The sequence below is a fragment of the Vibrio sp. TRT 2004 genome, assembly GCF_050113735.1.
Classification (GTDB): domain Bacteria; phylum Pseudomonadota; class Gammaproteobacteria; order Enterobacterales; family Vibrionaceae; genus Vibrio.
In genome coordinates, this window is the sequence record NZ_JBNJOH010000015.1 from 49,138 (window position 1) to 63,335 (window position 14,198).

Annotated in this window: 15 protein-coding genes; 9 read left to right on the forward strand and 6 right to left on the reverse strand. The window is 43.8% G+C overall.

What is annotated here, in order from left to right; genetic code table 11:
* Nucleotides 1–10 precede the first annotated feature (10 nt).
* Entirely contained in the window at nucleotides 11–229 is a 219-nt protein-coding gene (locus tag ACQEXR_RS08515) for a DUF6500 family protein (RefSeq protein ID WP_426952148.1), read from the forward strand.
* A gap of 64 nt (nucleotides 230–293) precedes the next feature.
* Here the strand turns inward: ACQEXR_RS08515 and ACQEXR_RS08520 are convergent, their stop codons facing one another.
* A complete protein-coding gene (locus tag ACQEXR_RS08520; protein WP_426952190.1) occupies nucleotides 294–1,478 on the reverse strand; it encodes a benzoate/H(+) symporter BenE family transporter in 1,185 nt (394 codons plus the stop codon).
* Between the two features lie 79 nt (nucleotides 1,479–1,557).
* Between ACQEXR_RS08520 and ACQEXR_RS08525 the strand changes: the two genes are divergently transcribed.
* Nucleotides 1,558–2,097, forward strand: a complete 540-nt coding sequence (locus tag ACQEXR_RS08525) for a helix-turn-helix domain-containing protein (RefSeq protein WP_427020126.1) — start codon at nucleotides 1,558–1,560, stop codon at nucleotides 2,095–2,097.
* Between the two features lie 45 nt (nucleotides 2,098–2,142).
* Here ACQEXR_RS08525 and ACQEXR_RS08530 read toward each other — a convergent pair whose 3' ends face one another.
* Both ACQEXR_RS08530 and glgX read right to left on the reverse strand, forming a co-directional pair.
* A complete protein-coding gene (locus ACQEXR_RS08530) occupies nucleotides 2,143–3,903 on the reverse strand; it encodes a sensor domain-containing diguanylate cyclase (RefSeq protein WP_427020127.1) in 1,761 nt (586 codons plus the stop codon).
* Between the two features lie 146 nt (nucleotides 3,904–4,049).
* Nucleotides 4,050–5,999, reverse strand: a complete 1,950-nt coding sequence (gene glgX / locus ACQEXR_RS08535) for a glycogen debranching protein GlgX (protein WP_427020137.1) — start codon at nucleotides 5,997–5,999, stop codon at nucleotides 4,050–4,052.
* Nucleotides 6,000–6,447: 448 nt separating this feature from the next.
* On the opposite strand from glgX, the gene lamB reads away from it, so the two are divergent.
* The 4 genes from lamB to ACQEXR_RS08555 all read left to right on the forward strand — a co-directional run bounded on the left by lamB (nucleotide 6,448) and on the right by ACQEXR_RS08555 (nucleotide 10,405).
* Nucleotides 6,448–7,758: a maltoporin LamB gene (lamB, locus tag ACQEXR_RS08540; protein WP_427020138.1), complete on the forward strand. Its 1,311-nt coding sequence runs from the start codon at nucleotides 6,448–6,450 to the stop codon at nucleotides 7,756–7,758.
* Between the two features lie 80 nt (nucleotides 7,759–7,838).
* A complete protein-coding gene (locus ACQEXR_RS08545; protein ID WP_331416829.1) occupies nucleotides 7,839–8,735 on the forward strand; it encodes a MalM family protein in 897 nt (298 codons plus the stop codon).
* Nucleotides 8,736–9,108: 373 nt separating this feature from the next.
* Nucleotides 9,109–9,489 carry a hypothetical protein gene (locus ACQEXR_RS08550; protein ID WP_331416830.1) on the forward strand — a complete coding sequence of 127 codons (381 nt, stop codon included), beginning with the start codon at nucleotides 9,109–9,111 and terminating at the stop codon, nucleotides 9,487–9,489.
* 301 nt (nucleotides 9,490–9,790) lie between these two features.
* Nucleotides 9,791–10,405 (forward strand): fumarylacetoacetate hydrolase family protein, encoded by a 615-nt coding sequence (locus ACQEXR_RS08555; RefSeq protein ID WP_269375786.1) that lies wholly within the window; start codon nucleotides 9,791–9,793, stop codon nucleotides 10,403–10,405.
* 105 nt (nucleotides 10,406–10,510) lie between these two features.
* Here the strand turns inward: ACQEXR_RS08555 and ACQEXR_RS08560 are convergent, their stop codons facing one another.
* The 3 genes from ACQEXR_RS08560 to ACQEXR_RS08570 form a co-directional block, all read right to left on the reverse strand.
* The gene (locus ACQEXR_RS08560) at nucleotides 10,511–10,819 is read right to left on the reverse strand and encodes an AzlD domain-containing protein (protein ID WP_138972683.1); all 309 of its coding nucleotides are present in this window, start codon (nucleotides 10,817–10,819) and stop codon (nucleotides 10,511–10,513) included.
* Nucleotides 10,816–11,535, reverse strand: a complete 720-nt coding sequence (locus ACQEXR_RS08565; RefSeq protein WP_331416832.1) for an AzlC family ABC transporter permease — start codon at nucleotides 11,533–11,535, stop codon at nucleotides 10,816–10,818. The genes ACQEXR_RS08560 and ACQEXR_RS08565 overlap by 4 nt, the downstream gene beginning before the upstream one ends.
* 77 nt (nucleotides 11,536–11,612) lie before the next feature.
* Nucleotides 11,613–12,437, reverse strand: coding sequence for an AraC family transcriptional regulator (locus tag ACQEXR_RS08570; RefSeq protein WP_427020128.1), 825 nt, complete (start codon nucleotides 12,435–12,437; stop codon nucleotides 11,613–11,615).
* 223 nt (nucleotides 12,438–12,660) lie between these two features.
* Between ACQEXR_RS08570 and ACQEXR_RS08575 the strand changes: the two genes are divergently transcribed.
* The 3 genes from ACQEXR_RS08575 (at nucleotide 12,661) to ACQEXR_RS08585 (ending at nucleotide 14,138) form a co-directional block, all read left to right on the forward strand.
* Nucleotides 12,661–13,293 carry a LysE family translocator gene (locus ACQEXR_RS08575; RefSeq protein ID WP_427020129.1) on the forward strand — a complete coding sequence of 211 codons (633 nt, stop codon included), beginning with the start codon at nucleotides 12,661–12,663 and terminating at the stop codon, nucleotides 13,291–13,293.
* A 69-nt stretch (nucleotides 13,294–13,362) separates the two neighbouring features.
* Entirely contained in the window at nucleotides 13,363–13,782 is a 420-nt protein-coding gene (locus ACQEXR_RS08580) for a GNAT family N-acetyltransferase (protein WP_331416833.1), read from the forward strand.
* Between the two features lie 47 nt (nucleotides 13,783–13,829).
* The gene (locus tag ACQEXR_RS08585; protein ID WP_427020130.1) at nucleotides 13,830–14,138 is read left to right on the forward strand and encodes a hypothetical protein; all 309 of its coding nucleotides are present in this window, start codon (nucleotides 13,830–13,832) and stop codon (nucleotides 14,136–14,138) included.
* Nucleotides 14,139–14,198 lie beyond the last annotated feature (60 nt).

Sequence of the window (14,198 nt, forward strand, 5' to 3'; positions counted from 1 at the left end):
ACAGAGACCAATGCGAGACTCATTACGAGGCAAAATTATCGAGGTTTGCACTAAGAAAATTAACCAGAAAGGGGACAATGTCGGTGTTTCATTTTATGCCTTCTTTGCCAACAAAAATGATGATCCAGTGCTGTTGATGGAGGCCGCTACCTGGTGGATTCAGACGCATAAACTAGACCATTTTGAGAAAGCTCATAAAATTCTCGATATGGTTAAGTCCGGTGAATAGAGGTAGTTGTTGCTTACTTGCCAAGTCGACTGGATAGAGTTGGCTAAGTAAGCATAAATAGAATCTAGCGTGACTTATTACTCTGCATAACAAGGGTGTATAACCCACCAACTAACAGCCCCCAAAGCGTCGAGCTAATACCAAGTAGACTCATTCCTGAAAGAGTAACCAAGAAGGTTAACAGGGCTGGTTCACGTAGATTGTCACTCTGAAATGCAGTTTGCAAACACATCAGTAACGTGCCGAGTAGGGCGAAGCCCGCTAGCATATGTGTAATCTGTAAAGGCAGTGAGACGAATAGTGCGACAACGGACGAGGCGAGTATCCCAGCGACCAAATAGAAACCTCCCGCCCACAACACTGCTTTATAGCGCACATTTTTATCTCTATCGACGTCTTCAGTCATACAGAGTGCGGCTGAAATAGCCGCGAGATTGAGACTGAATCCACCAAATGGAGCCGATAGGAGATTGGTTATCCCAGTACCGAGCAGTATGGGTTTGACTGGCGCTTGATACTGATAACTTCTCATCATGGCGATACCCGGCAAATTTTGTGAGAGCATGGTGACTATGTACAAAGGAATTGAAATGTTCAGCACGGTCGATAGGTCGAATTGTGGCGTGACCCAGTTTGGCTTCGCTAGTTTCAAGACCGATGTACTCAAGGCTGCTTGGTCTGACTGAAACGCGAAGAATAGACCGATGAGCAGTAAGATAAGCATGGTGTACTTAGGCACAAAACGTTTGCTGACAAGATAAGCCGAAAACATTACTCCAAAGATGATAGGCATGGTCATGACAGGCTCAAATGCTTTCACACAGAAAGGCAGTAAGATTGCCGCTAACATTGCGGTTGCGAGCGGAGAAGGAATACGTTGCAGTGCTTTGGAAAGGGGCGAAATTAAACCAGTTACAAATATCAGTAGTCCGGTTACAGCAAAGGCCGCGACTAGCGCTGGTAACGAATATTGCGACGCGGAACTGACCAATATCGCCGCTCCAGGTGTCGACCAAGCCATTAAGATTGGCATTTTGTAATACCAAGAGTAACCGATGGATGTTACTCCCATTGTGATTCCGAGTGCCAATAACCAGCTTTCAATTTGACTGGCGCTTGCTCCCGAAGCCGCGGCGGCTTGGATGATAATTACCACCGAGCTGGTGTATCCGACCAATACCGCTGTAAAGCCAGCGGTAATGTGGCTTAAAACCGATGATTTTTGATTCATTGTTACTCCACTCTCTATGGTAAGCTATGCCGTGCGTCATAACGCACAGTTGCCAAGATAGCATTGTGCGCTATAGCGCACAATAGGAGTTGTATTAATGAAAGAGACGATTTTTAAGTCGCAAATTGCCAATCATTTAAAGTCGGAAAGAAAAAAGAAAAAGCTGAGCTTAGATGCAACGGCCAAGCTGACTGGTGTATCTAAAGCAATGCTAGGTCAAATAGAAAGGAAAGAATCAAGCCCTACGATTGCCACTCTTTGGAAAATTGCCAGTGGTTTGGAGACCTCTTTTTCGGCTTTTTTTGCCAACGAACCTAATTTGCAGTCACCGGATAGGGTGTTTCCTGAAGATCCGCGCATGAAGGTAAAAACGTTGTTCCCATACAAAGAAGATACTGGTCTTGAAGTATTCGAGATTACTTTGTCCCAACATCATCAACAGATGTCTGATGCACACAGTGCTGGAGTCGTTGAGCATGTACATGTAATCAAAGGTGAAGCGAGGATTTACTTCGATCAAGAATGGCATTCGCTCAACGAAGGCGAAAGCTTACGCTTTTACAGCGATCAACCCCACGGGTATCAAGCGGTAACGGAATCCATGGTATTCCACAATATTGTCTGTTATCCGAAGTAATGAATGTAGTGTAGGGAAGTGCATGTCCACTTCCCGTTAACATTCCTAAAACGTATTCAGCACCACTTGATTGCGGCCAAAGCCTTTGGCTTGATACAAGGCTTTATCGGCTCGGCTTATCGTACTGTGTGAACTAATCTGGCTATCGGTGATACCAATGCTAATGGTATAGCTGATATCAGACTCATCCAGTTCTACACATGACTGTTCCACCATCTGACGTAGCAGTTCACATTGCTCATAGGCGTGGTTTTCATCATTGGCATGAAACAAAATACAGAATTCCTCGCCACCATATCGAGACAGGCTGAGTGAACCTGGCTTTGGAAAACAACGCCTCATTAAATCGGCGGTATGATAAATGACTTTGTCACCGCCTAAGTGACCGATGTTGTCATTGATGGTTTTAAAATGGTCGATATCAATCATCGCAAGGTACAAACCATGACGCTCAATGTTTTGTTCAATGTGCTCCGTCAGCGCCAACTTGTTGTCTAGGTGTGTCATCACATCACTATTTCGTAGCTGTTGGTGAAGTATTAGGTTAGACAAGGCGATTTCAGAGTAATCTCTGATCATGGTCAGTATCGTGCGGTAGATTGGTATATTGGCATTGATGTACATCACTGCGATTAAGTTGTCTTTGTCAAACAACGGGATCGTATAGTGTCGAGACGCGATGTGCAGTTTCTTTGCAAGTGGATCGACATATTGCCTTGTCGTGTAACTCATCGAATTCGGAGAAAAGCGCTTAGCCAGAGTAGAGTCAGTCAGCACGACTTTTGTATTGCCATGATAGTCTATCGTGGTGAAGTGTCCGTAATCCGAATCATAAAAACATAGCTGCATTCCTTTGTGGTGACAGAAACGATCCAGCACGGCTTTTAAATAGCGTTTAAAGTCCGCCAAATTTTCTCGGTTATTCAATTGTGCAAGACTTTTGTTGAGTTGATACGTGAGATAGTTAATCGCGACTGCTAACAGCATCAGTGAGGCAATAACAATAGCAGACAGCGCAAACTGATAAGAAGTGGCTAAGATATTGGCTCGATCGGTACCCGCGATAAATACCCAGTTATGTTGATTATCAGCACTAAAGACGGACATCTTATACTGACCTTGGTAATAATATTCATGCTTGCCGAAATAGAGCCCACTACCGATCAACTCACTAATGCCAGCAAGGTAACTGATTGATGGTGTACCTAGTCGCTTTGGATCTGGGTGGAAAACCAGCCTTCCGCTAACAGCGTCAACGACAAACACATATCCACTGTCTAATGTCCGCAGAGCACGCAAACTTTGTGTGGCAGATTTTAGGTCAAATTCTATCCAAATTTCGCGGTACTCATCCGGTATATACCTGACGGCAAATACCCATTGATTGGACGCTTTAGGGTAGATAGAGGACACGGTGAATTTTGTAGAGATTTCATCCAGCGGTTGCCAAACGATATCCGAGTGTTGCTCTGAATAAGTCGCTTTGTGCTGTATAGATTGATATTTGGTGTGCTGCTTATTTCTGTAAATGATATCACTGTAAGCTGGGGTATATTTGAGAATACGTTGAGCTGTAGAGACAAAATCCTCCTCGTTAGACGAATCGGCTAAGAGAAACAGTTTACTGGAGGCTGCTTCGAGTTGTGAAGATACTAAGTCGGAAGCGGTTTTTATATTCACAAATGATTGCTGGTAAGCATTGTATTCCGACTGTTTAAGTTGCTGAAAAGCAGCATAGACCATACCTATAACTAATAGAATGATGTACGGCTTTAAGGTTCGAATTACCAACTTGGGTAATGCCATGGATTGCCAACTGATGTTTTAGGGGAACGGACGATGGCCGATAGTTTAAACTGATTTCATATTCACATCAATCAACACAAGTCCAGATTTTTTGTAGGAAAAGTGTTAAAAATTAGCGACATATCACTATGTCGCTAGATTGATCATTAGGCTTTTAAGTGGAAGATGGCTAAAGATGCAGGGGCCACCAAAGCTTGTTTATGATCTATGGTTTGATGGAGCTCGTGTGAGTCGGTATTGCACACCATTACCCACTCTTTGCCATTAGTCTCTGGAAGCGTAAATCGAGCGGGCGCATTGGTTTGGTTGATACAGTAGAACAACTCATCACCATGTTTGCCAATGCCCAGATGCAAGGCGACTGAACTGAGGCGATTCCAATCATCGTGTTCCATGAAACTGCCGTCGATTCTGCGCCAGAAAATACGGTTGTTATTGCGTTTTGCACCACTGAAAGCACGAATAAATGGCACCATATATTGCTGGCGAGCTTTTACCATATCGGCTAACCACGACTTGAAACTCTCTTTGTCTGGGGTTATATGCCAGTTAATCCAGCTTAACTCGTTATCCTGACAATACGCGTTGTTGTTGCCATTTTGAGTATGGGAAAGAACGTCGGCGGTCAGAATATGTGGAATACCAAAAGCAAACAGCAGGCTGGCCATAAAGTTACGCTTCTGCTTTTCACGCTTCTCTATGATCACCGGATTGTCGCTCTTGCCTTCCACACCATAGTTATCCGAACGGTTGTCACCGTGTCCATCACGGTTCTGCTCCCCATTGGCCTCATTGTGCTTGTGCTTGTACGAGACAAGATCCTGCATACAGAAACCGTCATGGTATGTGATGTAATTGACTGTCAGTTTATACGGCCAGTTAGCGGCACTGTAGAGATCTCGTGACCCCATTATTCGAGTGGCAAACTCCTTTAGAAATCCTTGATCACCACGCCAAAAGCTTCGCGTGATATCGCGCAACCGGTCATTACATTCATTCCAACCAAACGGAAAGTTTCCTACCTGATAACCGTTAGGACCAATATCCCAAGGCTCTGCGATCAGTTTTACTTCTTTCAGAATCGGGTCTTGAGCGACGGCTTTAAAGAACGCAGCTTCAGGGCTAAAGTGTTCACCGTTGCGACCGAGTGTGGCGGCTAGATCGAAGCGGAATCCGTCGATTTTATATTCGCTAACCCAATAGCGCAGCGTATCCATGACCAGATTCAAACTTGCCTGATAGGATAAATCGAGTGTATTGCCACAGCCTGTATAGTTGGTGTAGTGATCGCCCTGTTTAAAGTAATATCGCTTGTCTAAAGCTTTTAAGTTAAAGATTGGGCCATCAGCGCCACCTTCGGCGGTGTGGTTATAGACCACATCGAGAATCACTTCGATCCCGTTTCGATGTAATTCACGGATAGCGGTTTTTAGTTCCGTGACAGCATCGTGAGCCGCATATCTAGGGTCTGGCACCATGAATAAGTAAGGGTTATATCCCCAGTAGTTGACCTTATCCATGTTCAACAGGTGTGGCTCGTGCATGCAGGCGGCGACAGGGAGTAGCTGGAGTGTATTGATGTTCTGTTGTTTATAGAAATCAAGCATCGCATCACTGACTAAGCCCAGATAGCGCCCTTTGTGACGCTCTTCGACTTGTGGATGCAGCTTTGATACGCCTTTTACGTGCGTTTCAAATAGGACCATTTCGTCACGAGGTCTGCGTGGGCTCTCCACTCCCTGCCAGTCAAAACTGTCATCGACAACCACACATTTTGCCAGAGCAAAGCTCTGTTCACTGTTGAATGGCACTTGATAAAACAGTGGTTTTTCTAAGCCTTTGGCATAAGGATCTGAAATCAGATGTGGATTACCGTTGCGCTGCACCACATACGCATACTTTTGGCCTTTGCGAATGTGCGGAACAAAGGTGAAGCGTATGCCCGCGTACTCTCCGTCCAAAGGATAGGTGGTGATCTGATCCTTTTCATCAAACAGCGCAAGCTGAATAGATTTCGCATCAGGAGCAAAGATAGAGAAATTACATCCTTCGGTGCTAAGGGTGGCACCTAGAGGATAGGGACGAGAGCACTGCATCATCATGACTTATTAAAATATTTTATTGTTTGATCTTTAGTAAATAGTTTTGCAATGAATTGGTCAAGCGCCTCTGACAAAAATAATAATTGTAATTTTATTTCATAATTATGACGCTCTGGCGTGGTTAAGTGAGCTATCTAACATTTGGCGCGAGATATTTTTGTCAGAAAGTTATTTCTCACCCTAATTTTTGTGATTGAAGCCTAAAAAACATTGTCCGGTATGATTTCTCATCCTTTCTCATCCCCCCTAACTATTTTTCATCTGGATGAGTTGCCATTTCTACTCCCCCGTTAATCTTGCAGCAGTTGAAACAAACGGGGACAAGGCCTCTAGCCTGACTCCCATTTTACCTCTCTTTTATTAACAATCTGTTTCTGCCTTTACAGAGTGAGCCAAGAAGAGAGCCAAAGAATAATAATCCCTAAATGGAGTTAAAAGTTTAATTGCTGCTGCAGTGGCGACGACTTTATCTGCTGGCGCATTCGCAGCCGACGTGGACTTCCATGGTTATGCGCGTGGTGGTGTAGGTCTGAGCGGTGAAGGTTCTCATGTCACTTATGAAAAGAATAAAGTAGGCCGTCTAGGCAATGAAGACGACCTATATGCAGAAATTGGTCTTAACGCTGAGTTGTACAACAAAGACGACGTAACGTTCAACCTAGAAACATTGGTTGCATACGGTCAGGCTGGTAACAATAACTGGGAAGGCAATTCTAACGCTCTGCGTGTTATGAATGTTCAAGCTAAAGGCCTTTTCGAATCAGATAAAGAAGCTGTACTTTGGGCTGGTCAACGTTACTACCAACGTAAAGATATCCATATCACAGACTTCTACTTCCTAGACACGTCTGGTGGTGCTGGTGGCGGTATCGAAAATCTGTCAGTTGGCGGCGGTAAACTATCTGTAGCTGTAATGCATGATGATGGTAGCCAAAAGGTTGATGATGGTTTTGAAAGCGTACTTACTGATGCTGGCTCAAAAGCATTTGCAAACTGTAAAGGTGACAAAGCTTGTGAGCTTGCAATTGAGGGTGATGCTAACAACTACAAAACAGTTGCTAAGACGAAAGATGAAACCGTTTCTGGCTACACATTGGACCTTCGTTACGCAGGTATCAACTTGTGGGAAAATGCTAACCTAGAGCTAGCGGTTGCTTACGATTTTGCTTCTGAAGCGAAGAACCAAAATGTTCAAGCTGATGATGGCGTTCTTTTAACTGCGGTGATTGGTCAAGGTTTATCTAACGGCTTCAACCAGACTGTTCTTCAGTACGGTACTGCATCATACGGTAAGCAAATGGCTACGTACGGTGGCGGTGGTTGGTATGACCGCAAAGGTGGAAACAACGATGCTGATGGTTTCCGTATCATCAACTGGGGTGTAACAGGTCTAGGTGAGTCATGGGAACTAGGTCACGTAGTAATGTACGCTCAAGCATCTGATACTAACGATGGTGATATCACAGCTTACAATGCGGTTGTTCGTCCAGTGTACAAATGGGATGAAAACATGAAAACTGTATTTGAAGCAGGTTACTTCGCTGATGAAACTAAGAAAAGCGGAACAACCACAGACGCATCAGGTTCTAAGTTGACTGTTGCTCAAGCATGGTCTGCAGGCTCTAGCTTCTGGGCTCGTCCTGAAATCCGTGTTTACGGTTCTTACTTCATGGATCATGAAGCAGACAGCTTTGCAAAAGGGACTGACGATTCTGAGTTCAGCGTTGGTATTCAAATGGAAGCTTGGTGGTAAGATAGTTTCCGAGTCCTATAAGTCCTAAGTAATAGCCGGCTTACTTAAGTCGGCTTTTTTCGTTCAGTGGAGAGGTTTAGATGAAGCATTTAGTTCTAGGCTGCGCAATTAGTATGGCCCTGTTAGGCTGTACGGCAACAGAAACGGTTGTATTTGATACTCAAAATGTATCTCAAGTCGCTGAATCTTATTCAGAGATAGAATGGGTTAAAGTTGAGCCAACCAAGCGAATTAACTTCTCAATTGATGAAAAGAACCAGAATTATCAATTTCCTACGGGTATGAGTCCAATAGCGGCTTTCGATATTAATACTCAAGGAAAAGAACTTGAACTCGAAATTATTAGCCATTTCAAAAAGAGTGTTTTCTATCCAAATGCTCTGCTTTTGAATGAAAATAACCAAGTATTAAAAGCATTCAGCACAGAAGATTTCGAGTATAAACATGCCTACGGTTTAGAAGGCGATAGACTGACCACAGAGATCACTATCCAGCCAGTAGGGCAGCAACGCGTTAAGTTACTAATTTACACTACTCCTGAGTTGACCAAAGGAAAGTCGGAAATCCTTCATCCCGTTAAGCTTGATGCGATTGCACGTGGCAACTACCCACCAGACGTTCCAAACCCTATCACTCCTCATGCTCAGCATGGGCTATTGAGTATTGTCGCGAAAGTTGACAGTGCAGTTGTTGTTGAAGAACCATTGACTGTTTCCAGCACGGATACTGCCCAACAGAAGTTCAAAGGCGAGTTAGCTGCTCAAGAGAAACAGAGCACGGCGACTCGCTCGGTTGTTGCTTCAAGTGATGCCTCATTGTCGCTTTCGGTTGAACAGCAGCAGTTTTATCTGACTAGTATCGAAAACGCGGTGAAAGTTGGCATGTTAGACAAAGCACTTGCGCTACTCGAAGAAGCAAAGGCTCTCAATGTTGAAGGTGCTCAGCAAGTCTTTATTAAAGCCGTTAACGATAAATAGATACTGCTTAACTTAATTGCCAATCAGCCCCTCAAGCACTATGTTTGAGGGGCTTTTTGGGATTTTAATGAATATGATACTTAATGTTCGCAATATCAATGGCTTAGTATTTTCTTTCGGTTGTTCATTGATATATGTCCCCAGGGCGAGCGCATGAGTTGAATTAATGTTAAATTTCACAAATCATTAACCGTGAGATGGTTGTGTGAAGGTGCTTTTCTTTTATCCCTGTTTGTTTCTTGACCGCATAAATCTCGACTTACGCTGCTCAACTCTTAGCAAGTTAACAAAGAGAGTGGTTTTCGTTTACAAATTATCTACTCATGCGGTTACCCTGGGTATATACTCGGTAGTATAACTTTGGAAGTAGAAGATGACTAAATTTATCAGAATTATGGTGGGGCTTACTCTTGGATCTATTATATTATTTATAGTAGCGATAATTAATTACCATATGCAGACTCAGTCTGCCGTATATGTTGATGAATTAGGAATAACTAGATTGGAAGACTATCCATCTGCAATATTTGTGGGTGGCAAAGCTTTTGGGTGGTTTGTTGAGCAAGTGCCAGCACAAAACGCAGTTATTGTTAATGTCTTTTCAGAAAGTGGTAATTTTCAAGGACGCTATGAACTATTGCTTTCAGAGTCAAAACATAGCATCTTAACTGTGAGTGATATCATTTTTTTTAATGACGGTATATTTACGCTTTCTGATGGAAGTTTCGTAAATAGCCGACAGATATCAAGATAGTTTTGTTATTAAATAATCCTCGGTCTTTCTTGTACTTCAAATAATAATCCAGTGTCAATAGTATCTATTTTTTCTTGGATTTAAGTACGCAGTGCGATACCTCTGAACATAAAAACAGTAGGTGTGAAGTAAGCGTTCACCAGCAGCGTGTTGACTAAGTGCTTAGGTAAAAACTCTCTTGTTGATCTAAGCGTCAGTAATAATGGGCAGTGGTTCTGATATTTTTACCTAAATCGTTTTTTTATTAGCCACTTAGACTAGAATAGCCTTTCTCTCAAAAATATCAGTCAGGGATGGTGACATGAGTTCAGTAAAGCTTGGAGAATCTTTGGTCCAACCGACCAAAATATTGTGTGTTGGTCGAAACTATCTAGAGCATATCCAAGAGTTGAATAACGCCATTCCAGATCAAATGGTGGTGTTTTCCAAGCCGCCAAGCTCGATAACGACCCAACTACAATCCTTTCACCAAGAACCGCTCCATTACGAAGGTGAAATCTGCTTTCTTGTTTCAGAGGGCAGATTATCGGCTGTTGGTGTAGGTCTTGATCTAACAAAGCGAGAGTTGCAATCGAGACTCAAGTCGAAGGGATTACCGTGGGAACGAGCGAAAGCGTTTGATGGCTCCGCGTTGTTTAGCCGTTTTATTCCTCTTGAAGGACTAAAAATTGAACAGTTAGAAATTGAGCTATTTATAAACTGCGTAAGAGTGCAAAAAGGCTCAGTGACGCAGATGATGTACTCTCCACAAACGATAGTCGATGAGCTCTCTACTTTTACTACGTTGTGCGATGGCGACATTATTATGACCGGTACGCCACAAGGGGTTGGTGAGGTACATCCATCCGATGTATTTTTGGCAAGATTAAAAGAAGCAGACAAAACCTTGATTGAAATAGAGTGGGTTGCGCACTAAAAAGCACGTTACTTTACCCCTAGGACACGGACCAACCTCCAATTGACGACTCAATTGGAGGTTTTTTATGGCCGTTGTATTGTTTCTGTTCGCGGCTCTGTTCGGTTAAAAGAGTTTAAGACATAGAAACAGCACCATACTGACAATGGTCGTCAGCAGTACGTTTTTGGTTTTCCAAGCCAGTACCGCCGCAACGAGAGCACCAATCAGGTAAGGGTTGTCTGCCGATACCCAAAGCTCCTGCTCAGGCATAAATACGATAGGCGCACAAATCGCGGTTAGCACAGAAGGGCTGGAGTAGGCCAGTAGTCGCTGAGCTTGTGGGTTGAGTCTCAGTGGTAAACGAGGCTCCAAGAACAGGTAGCGGCTTAAAAATACCAGTGACGTCATTGCCAAAATAGATAACATAATCATACGATACGTCCTTTAATTGACTCGGCAATATAACCTGCGAGCATACCTGCAATACTGGCTATCATTAGCCCCGATTCGATACCCGACAAACTGCACATAACGGAGGTCGTTAAAGAGACGACCACCGCGACTAAGACGGGGGAGGATTTAATGTTGGGCACAACCAAAGCGATAAAGGTTGCTGCGACGGCAAACTCCAATCCAAGTTCATTCATCGCCGGAATGTAACTGCCAGCGACAATGCCGACCAAGGTGGCGAGGTTCCAACAAAGATAAAAGCTAAGACCGGCACCAAGCGCATACCAGCGATTGAACTGCTTTTCAGACTGTTGACCGCAAATAGCAAACAGTTCATCGGTGAGCAGGAATCCGAGTCCAAGTCGCCACTTGAGTGGTAGCGGGCTGATTTTGCTTCTCATCGATACACTGTAGAGAAAGTGCCTTGAAGTAATAAAAAAGATCGCTAAAAGCATGGTGGTCAAGGTTGCACCTGCCTTAAACATGCCTGTCGCGACTAGCTGTGCAGAACCTGCAAACAAGATAGCGGATAGCGCTTGGCTTTCAACGACAGTCAGCCCGGACTCCAATGCAAAGGAGCCAGCTAGCACGCCCCAGGGGATAACGGCAATACTGAGTGGCACCATGGCGAGCGTACCTTGCCAGAACAATTGGGAGCGACTGATTTGTGTGTCTATATCTATGGTCATGCTACTCATGTTTCTTTCTACGTGTGGTGATAGTGACATTCATTTAGTCACAGTTAAGTTATCGGCGGCTTGTACGTTATTGCTTTCTATTTATTGCCAATAAACTGCTTAGGTGTCACGCCCATGGCCCGTTTAAAGTGACGATGAAAATGGCTTTGATCATGAAACCCCGTTTCTTGCGCTACGTCAGAAATAGTCATTCCTTGGCGAAGCAGTTGTTTTGCCACTCGAAGTCGTGCCTGAATTTGGTATGCATGGGGTGGCAGCCCAAACTCCTTTTGAAAACTACGTGTTAGGTAATAGGGGCTTAGACCAGCTAGCTTAGATAGATCTTCCAAACTGACGTCTGCTTGGGGAAAATCGTCGAGAAATTCCTTAACCATAGCCAGTTGTCTTTGACTTCGGGTTTTGGGCTCCCAATTAACTCTGGTTTTACTATGGCGAGAGACCAACTTGACTAAGGTGCCATAGACCAAGGTTTCTCTGAGCAGCTTATTGTCAGACTGTGCCAGTGTATTGAAAACCAGTCTCAGTTGTTGAGCCAGTTCGGGGTCATAGACTACGGGTTCGGTAAAGTAGGGAGCGGCGAGTCCAGCACACAAGCCTTGGCTGAGTTGTTCAAACTGTTCAGGCAGTGGGTACATAGCCTTATACTCCCAGCCGTCTTCGGTTGCGGTTTGGCCATTATGAACCTCATCTGCATTAACAAGAATAATGCTGTCTTGTGGTGCGATGTGGTTTCCGCCAGTTCGATAGAAGCGTTGTGCGCCTTTTTCAATCACACCTATGGTATAGCCTTCATGGCTATGGCGAGAAAAGTTCTGATTTGTATATTTTGCATCTAGCAGCTCCAAGCCTCCCAGTTCACTGGCAAGTTGGAAATTGGCTGACTCTTTTACACGCTTTGCCATTCGCTTTCCTTGCAAAATACGTTGTTAACAGATCGTTGATTCAGTCTAGCTTATAGCGGTTAGTTATTTTTGTACAAAATTGCTCTAATGTTGTTTTTAATACCTCTGTTTTTTGGTTGTTATTTGTTCTGAATTTTGGCTGTTTGCTTTTGTTTTATGTATGGATTGTGATTGATGTTTGGGATAAAATCCCGCGCTTTGCTGCTGTTGTGAAATTATAAAAATGATTGATATAACTGTCCTACCGCTCTATTTAACCGCGGTAGTCGCTCTGCTGTTGTTGCCGGGGCCGGATATGCTGCTGATTGCTAGCTCAAGCATGAGCTATGGTCGAAAAGTGGGTATTTTTGCCAGTTTAGGTAACGCGACTTCTGGGATCATCTTGACTCTATTGGCGGCGTTGGGCGTTTCGGCCTTGATCGCGATGAGCCCAATTGCACTCAAGGCATTGCACTTACTTGGTGGCGCGTATCTGCTGAAAATGGGCTGGGATTGTTTGCGCGCCAGTGCGGCTGATGCGCCTGAGTTGGAAGGCAGTAGTAAAGTGGCGACAACCTTCTATCAACGAGCTTTGGTGAGTAATTTACTCAACCCTAAAGCACTCGTCTTCTTTGTGATGTTTTTGCCTCAATTTGTGTCTAGTAATATCAGCGCAACCTCTGGTGAACAGATGTTGGCACTTGGATTACTGTTGAATGTGCTTGGCTTACTGTTCAATTTATTATTGGTTGGACTCGTGGGAACTCTGGGCAAGCCATTGTTAGAAAATGAAAAGTTTCGCACTTATCAGCACAAGTTTATGGGGTTGATATTTGTCGTGCTTGCTATTTGGATGCTAAGCTCATTTGCAAGCTAAGTAGTCAGACAGGTCAGCAGTTAGCTGGCCTTTTTTGTGCCAGAAATGTTGTCGAGATGAGGAAGTCATATGAATGTGCAGTTTGTTCTCAATCCGCCTAAAAACATTAAAGACGTGATCTATAGTGGTCTGAAATCTTTTAATATGCGCCATTTACCAGATGAAGATATCCAAACGTTGGCCTGTTATGTCGAAGATGACCAAGGCCATTTTGCTGGAGGATTAACAGGAGAAATCTACACCAATACGATTTTTGTCGAGTTTCTTTGGGTTGATGACCAGCACCGAGATTCAGGAATTGGTTCAATGTTAATGGTACGTGTTGAGTCAGAAGCCAAAGCGTTTGGTGTTACCGACATGTACTTAGATACATACAGTTTTCAGGCTCCAAACTTCTATACCAAATTAGGCTTCAAAGAGATGGGACGCTATAAAGGTTTTCCAACGGTTGGAGTGGATAAGATTTTCTTACAGAAGAAAATCCAATAATACGATTCTAACATTACACTAGCATGGTTCGCCGTTTGGTTTGTTAGTTGAACTTTGCCGCTTATGCACTGAACGTTTGGAATAATCAGCGTGATAAGTTCGAGCAGGTGAATCAATTACTGATTGCTAAACCGGGTACTCATAATGCTGCTTCACTGATGAAGATTGCGCAGAAAACCGGTACGACAAAGCAACTTAATGTCAGTGATGCAGTGGAGAAACAGTTAGAGAATAACTACACAATGTTTACTGGCTTAGGTCTGAGAGGGACGCTAGCTTTGATTGTGGGTGAGCAGGTGATTCCGGGTTATGTGCCTTATCAGCAGCTTGAGCAAGTGCTTAAAGAGCAGCTGTAAACGTCAACGCTGACTAAGGTTTATTAATAATAAAGCCCCACACTGTTGAGTGTGGGGCTT

What these genes read in the sequence shown, in the direction of transcription:
- ACQEXR_RS08545 (WP_331416829.1), top strand. Translation starts at nt 7,839, where the DNA reads ATGAAGCATTTAGTTCTAGGCTGCGCAATTAGTATGGCCCTGTTAGGC.
- ACQEXR_RS08525 (WP_427020126.1), top strand. Translation starts at nt 1,558, where the DNA reads ATGAAAGAGACGATTTTTAAGTCGCAAATTGCCAATCATTTAAAGTCG.
- ACQEXR_RS08555 (WP_269375786.1), top strand. Translation starts at nt 9,791, where the DNA reads ATGAGTTCAGTAAAGCTTGGAGAATCTTTGGTCCAACCGACCAAAATA.
- glgX (WP_427020137.1), bottom strand. Translation starts at nt 5,999, where the DNA reads ATGCAGTGCTCTCGTCCCTATCCTCTAGGTGCCACCCTTAGCACCGAA.
- ACQEXR_RS08565 (WP_331416832.1), bottom strand. Translation starts at nt 11,535, where the DNA reads ATGAGTAGCATGACCATAGATATAGACACACAAATCAGTCGCTCCCAA.
- ACQEXR_RS08515 (WP_426952148.1), top strand. Translation starts at nt 11, where the DNA reads ATGCGAGACTCATTACGAGGCAAAATTATCGAGGTTTGCACTAAGAAA.
- ACQEXR_RS08575 (WP_427020129.1), top strand. Translation starts at nt 12,661, where the DNA reads ATGATTGATATAACTGTCCTACCGCTCTATTTAACCGCGGTAGTCGCT.
- ACQEXR_RS08570 (WP_427020128.1), bottom strand. Translation starts at nt 12,437, where the DNA reads ATGGCAAAGCGTGTAAAAGAGTCAGCCAATTTCCAACTTGCCAGTGAA.
- ACQEXR_RS08530 (WP_427020127.1), bottom strand. Translation starts at nt 3,903, where the DNA reads ATGGCATTACCCAAGTTGGTAATTCGAACCTTAAAGCCGTACATCATT.
- ACQEXR_RS08550 (WP_331416830.1), top strand. Translation starts at nt 9,109, where the DNA reads ATGACTAAATTTATCAGAATTATGGTGGGGCTTACTCTTGGATCTATT.
- ACQEXR_RS08580 (WP_331416833.1), top strand. Translation starts at nt 13,363, where the DNA reads ATGAATGTGCAGTTTGTTCTCAATCCGCCTAAAAACATTAAAGACGTG.
- ACQEXR_RS08560 (WP_138972683.1), bottom strand. Translation starts at nt 10,819, where the DNA reads ATGATTATGTTATCTATTTTGGCAATGACGTCACTGGTATTTTTAAGC.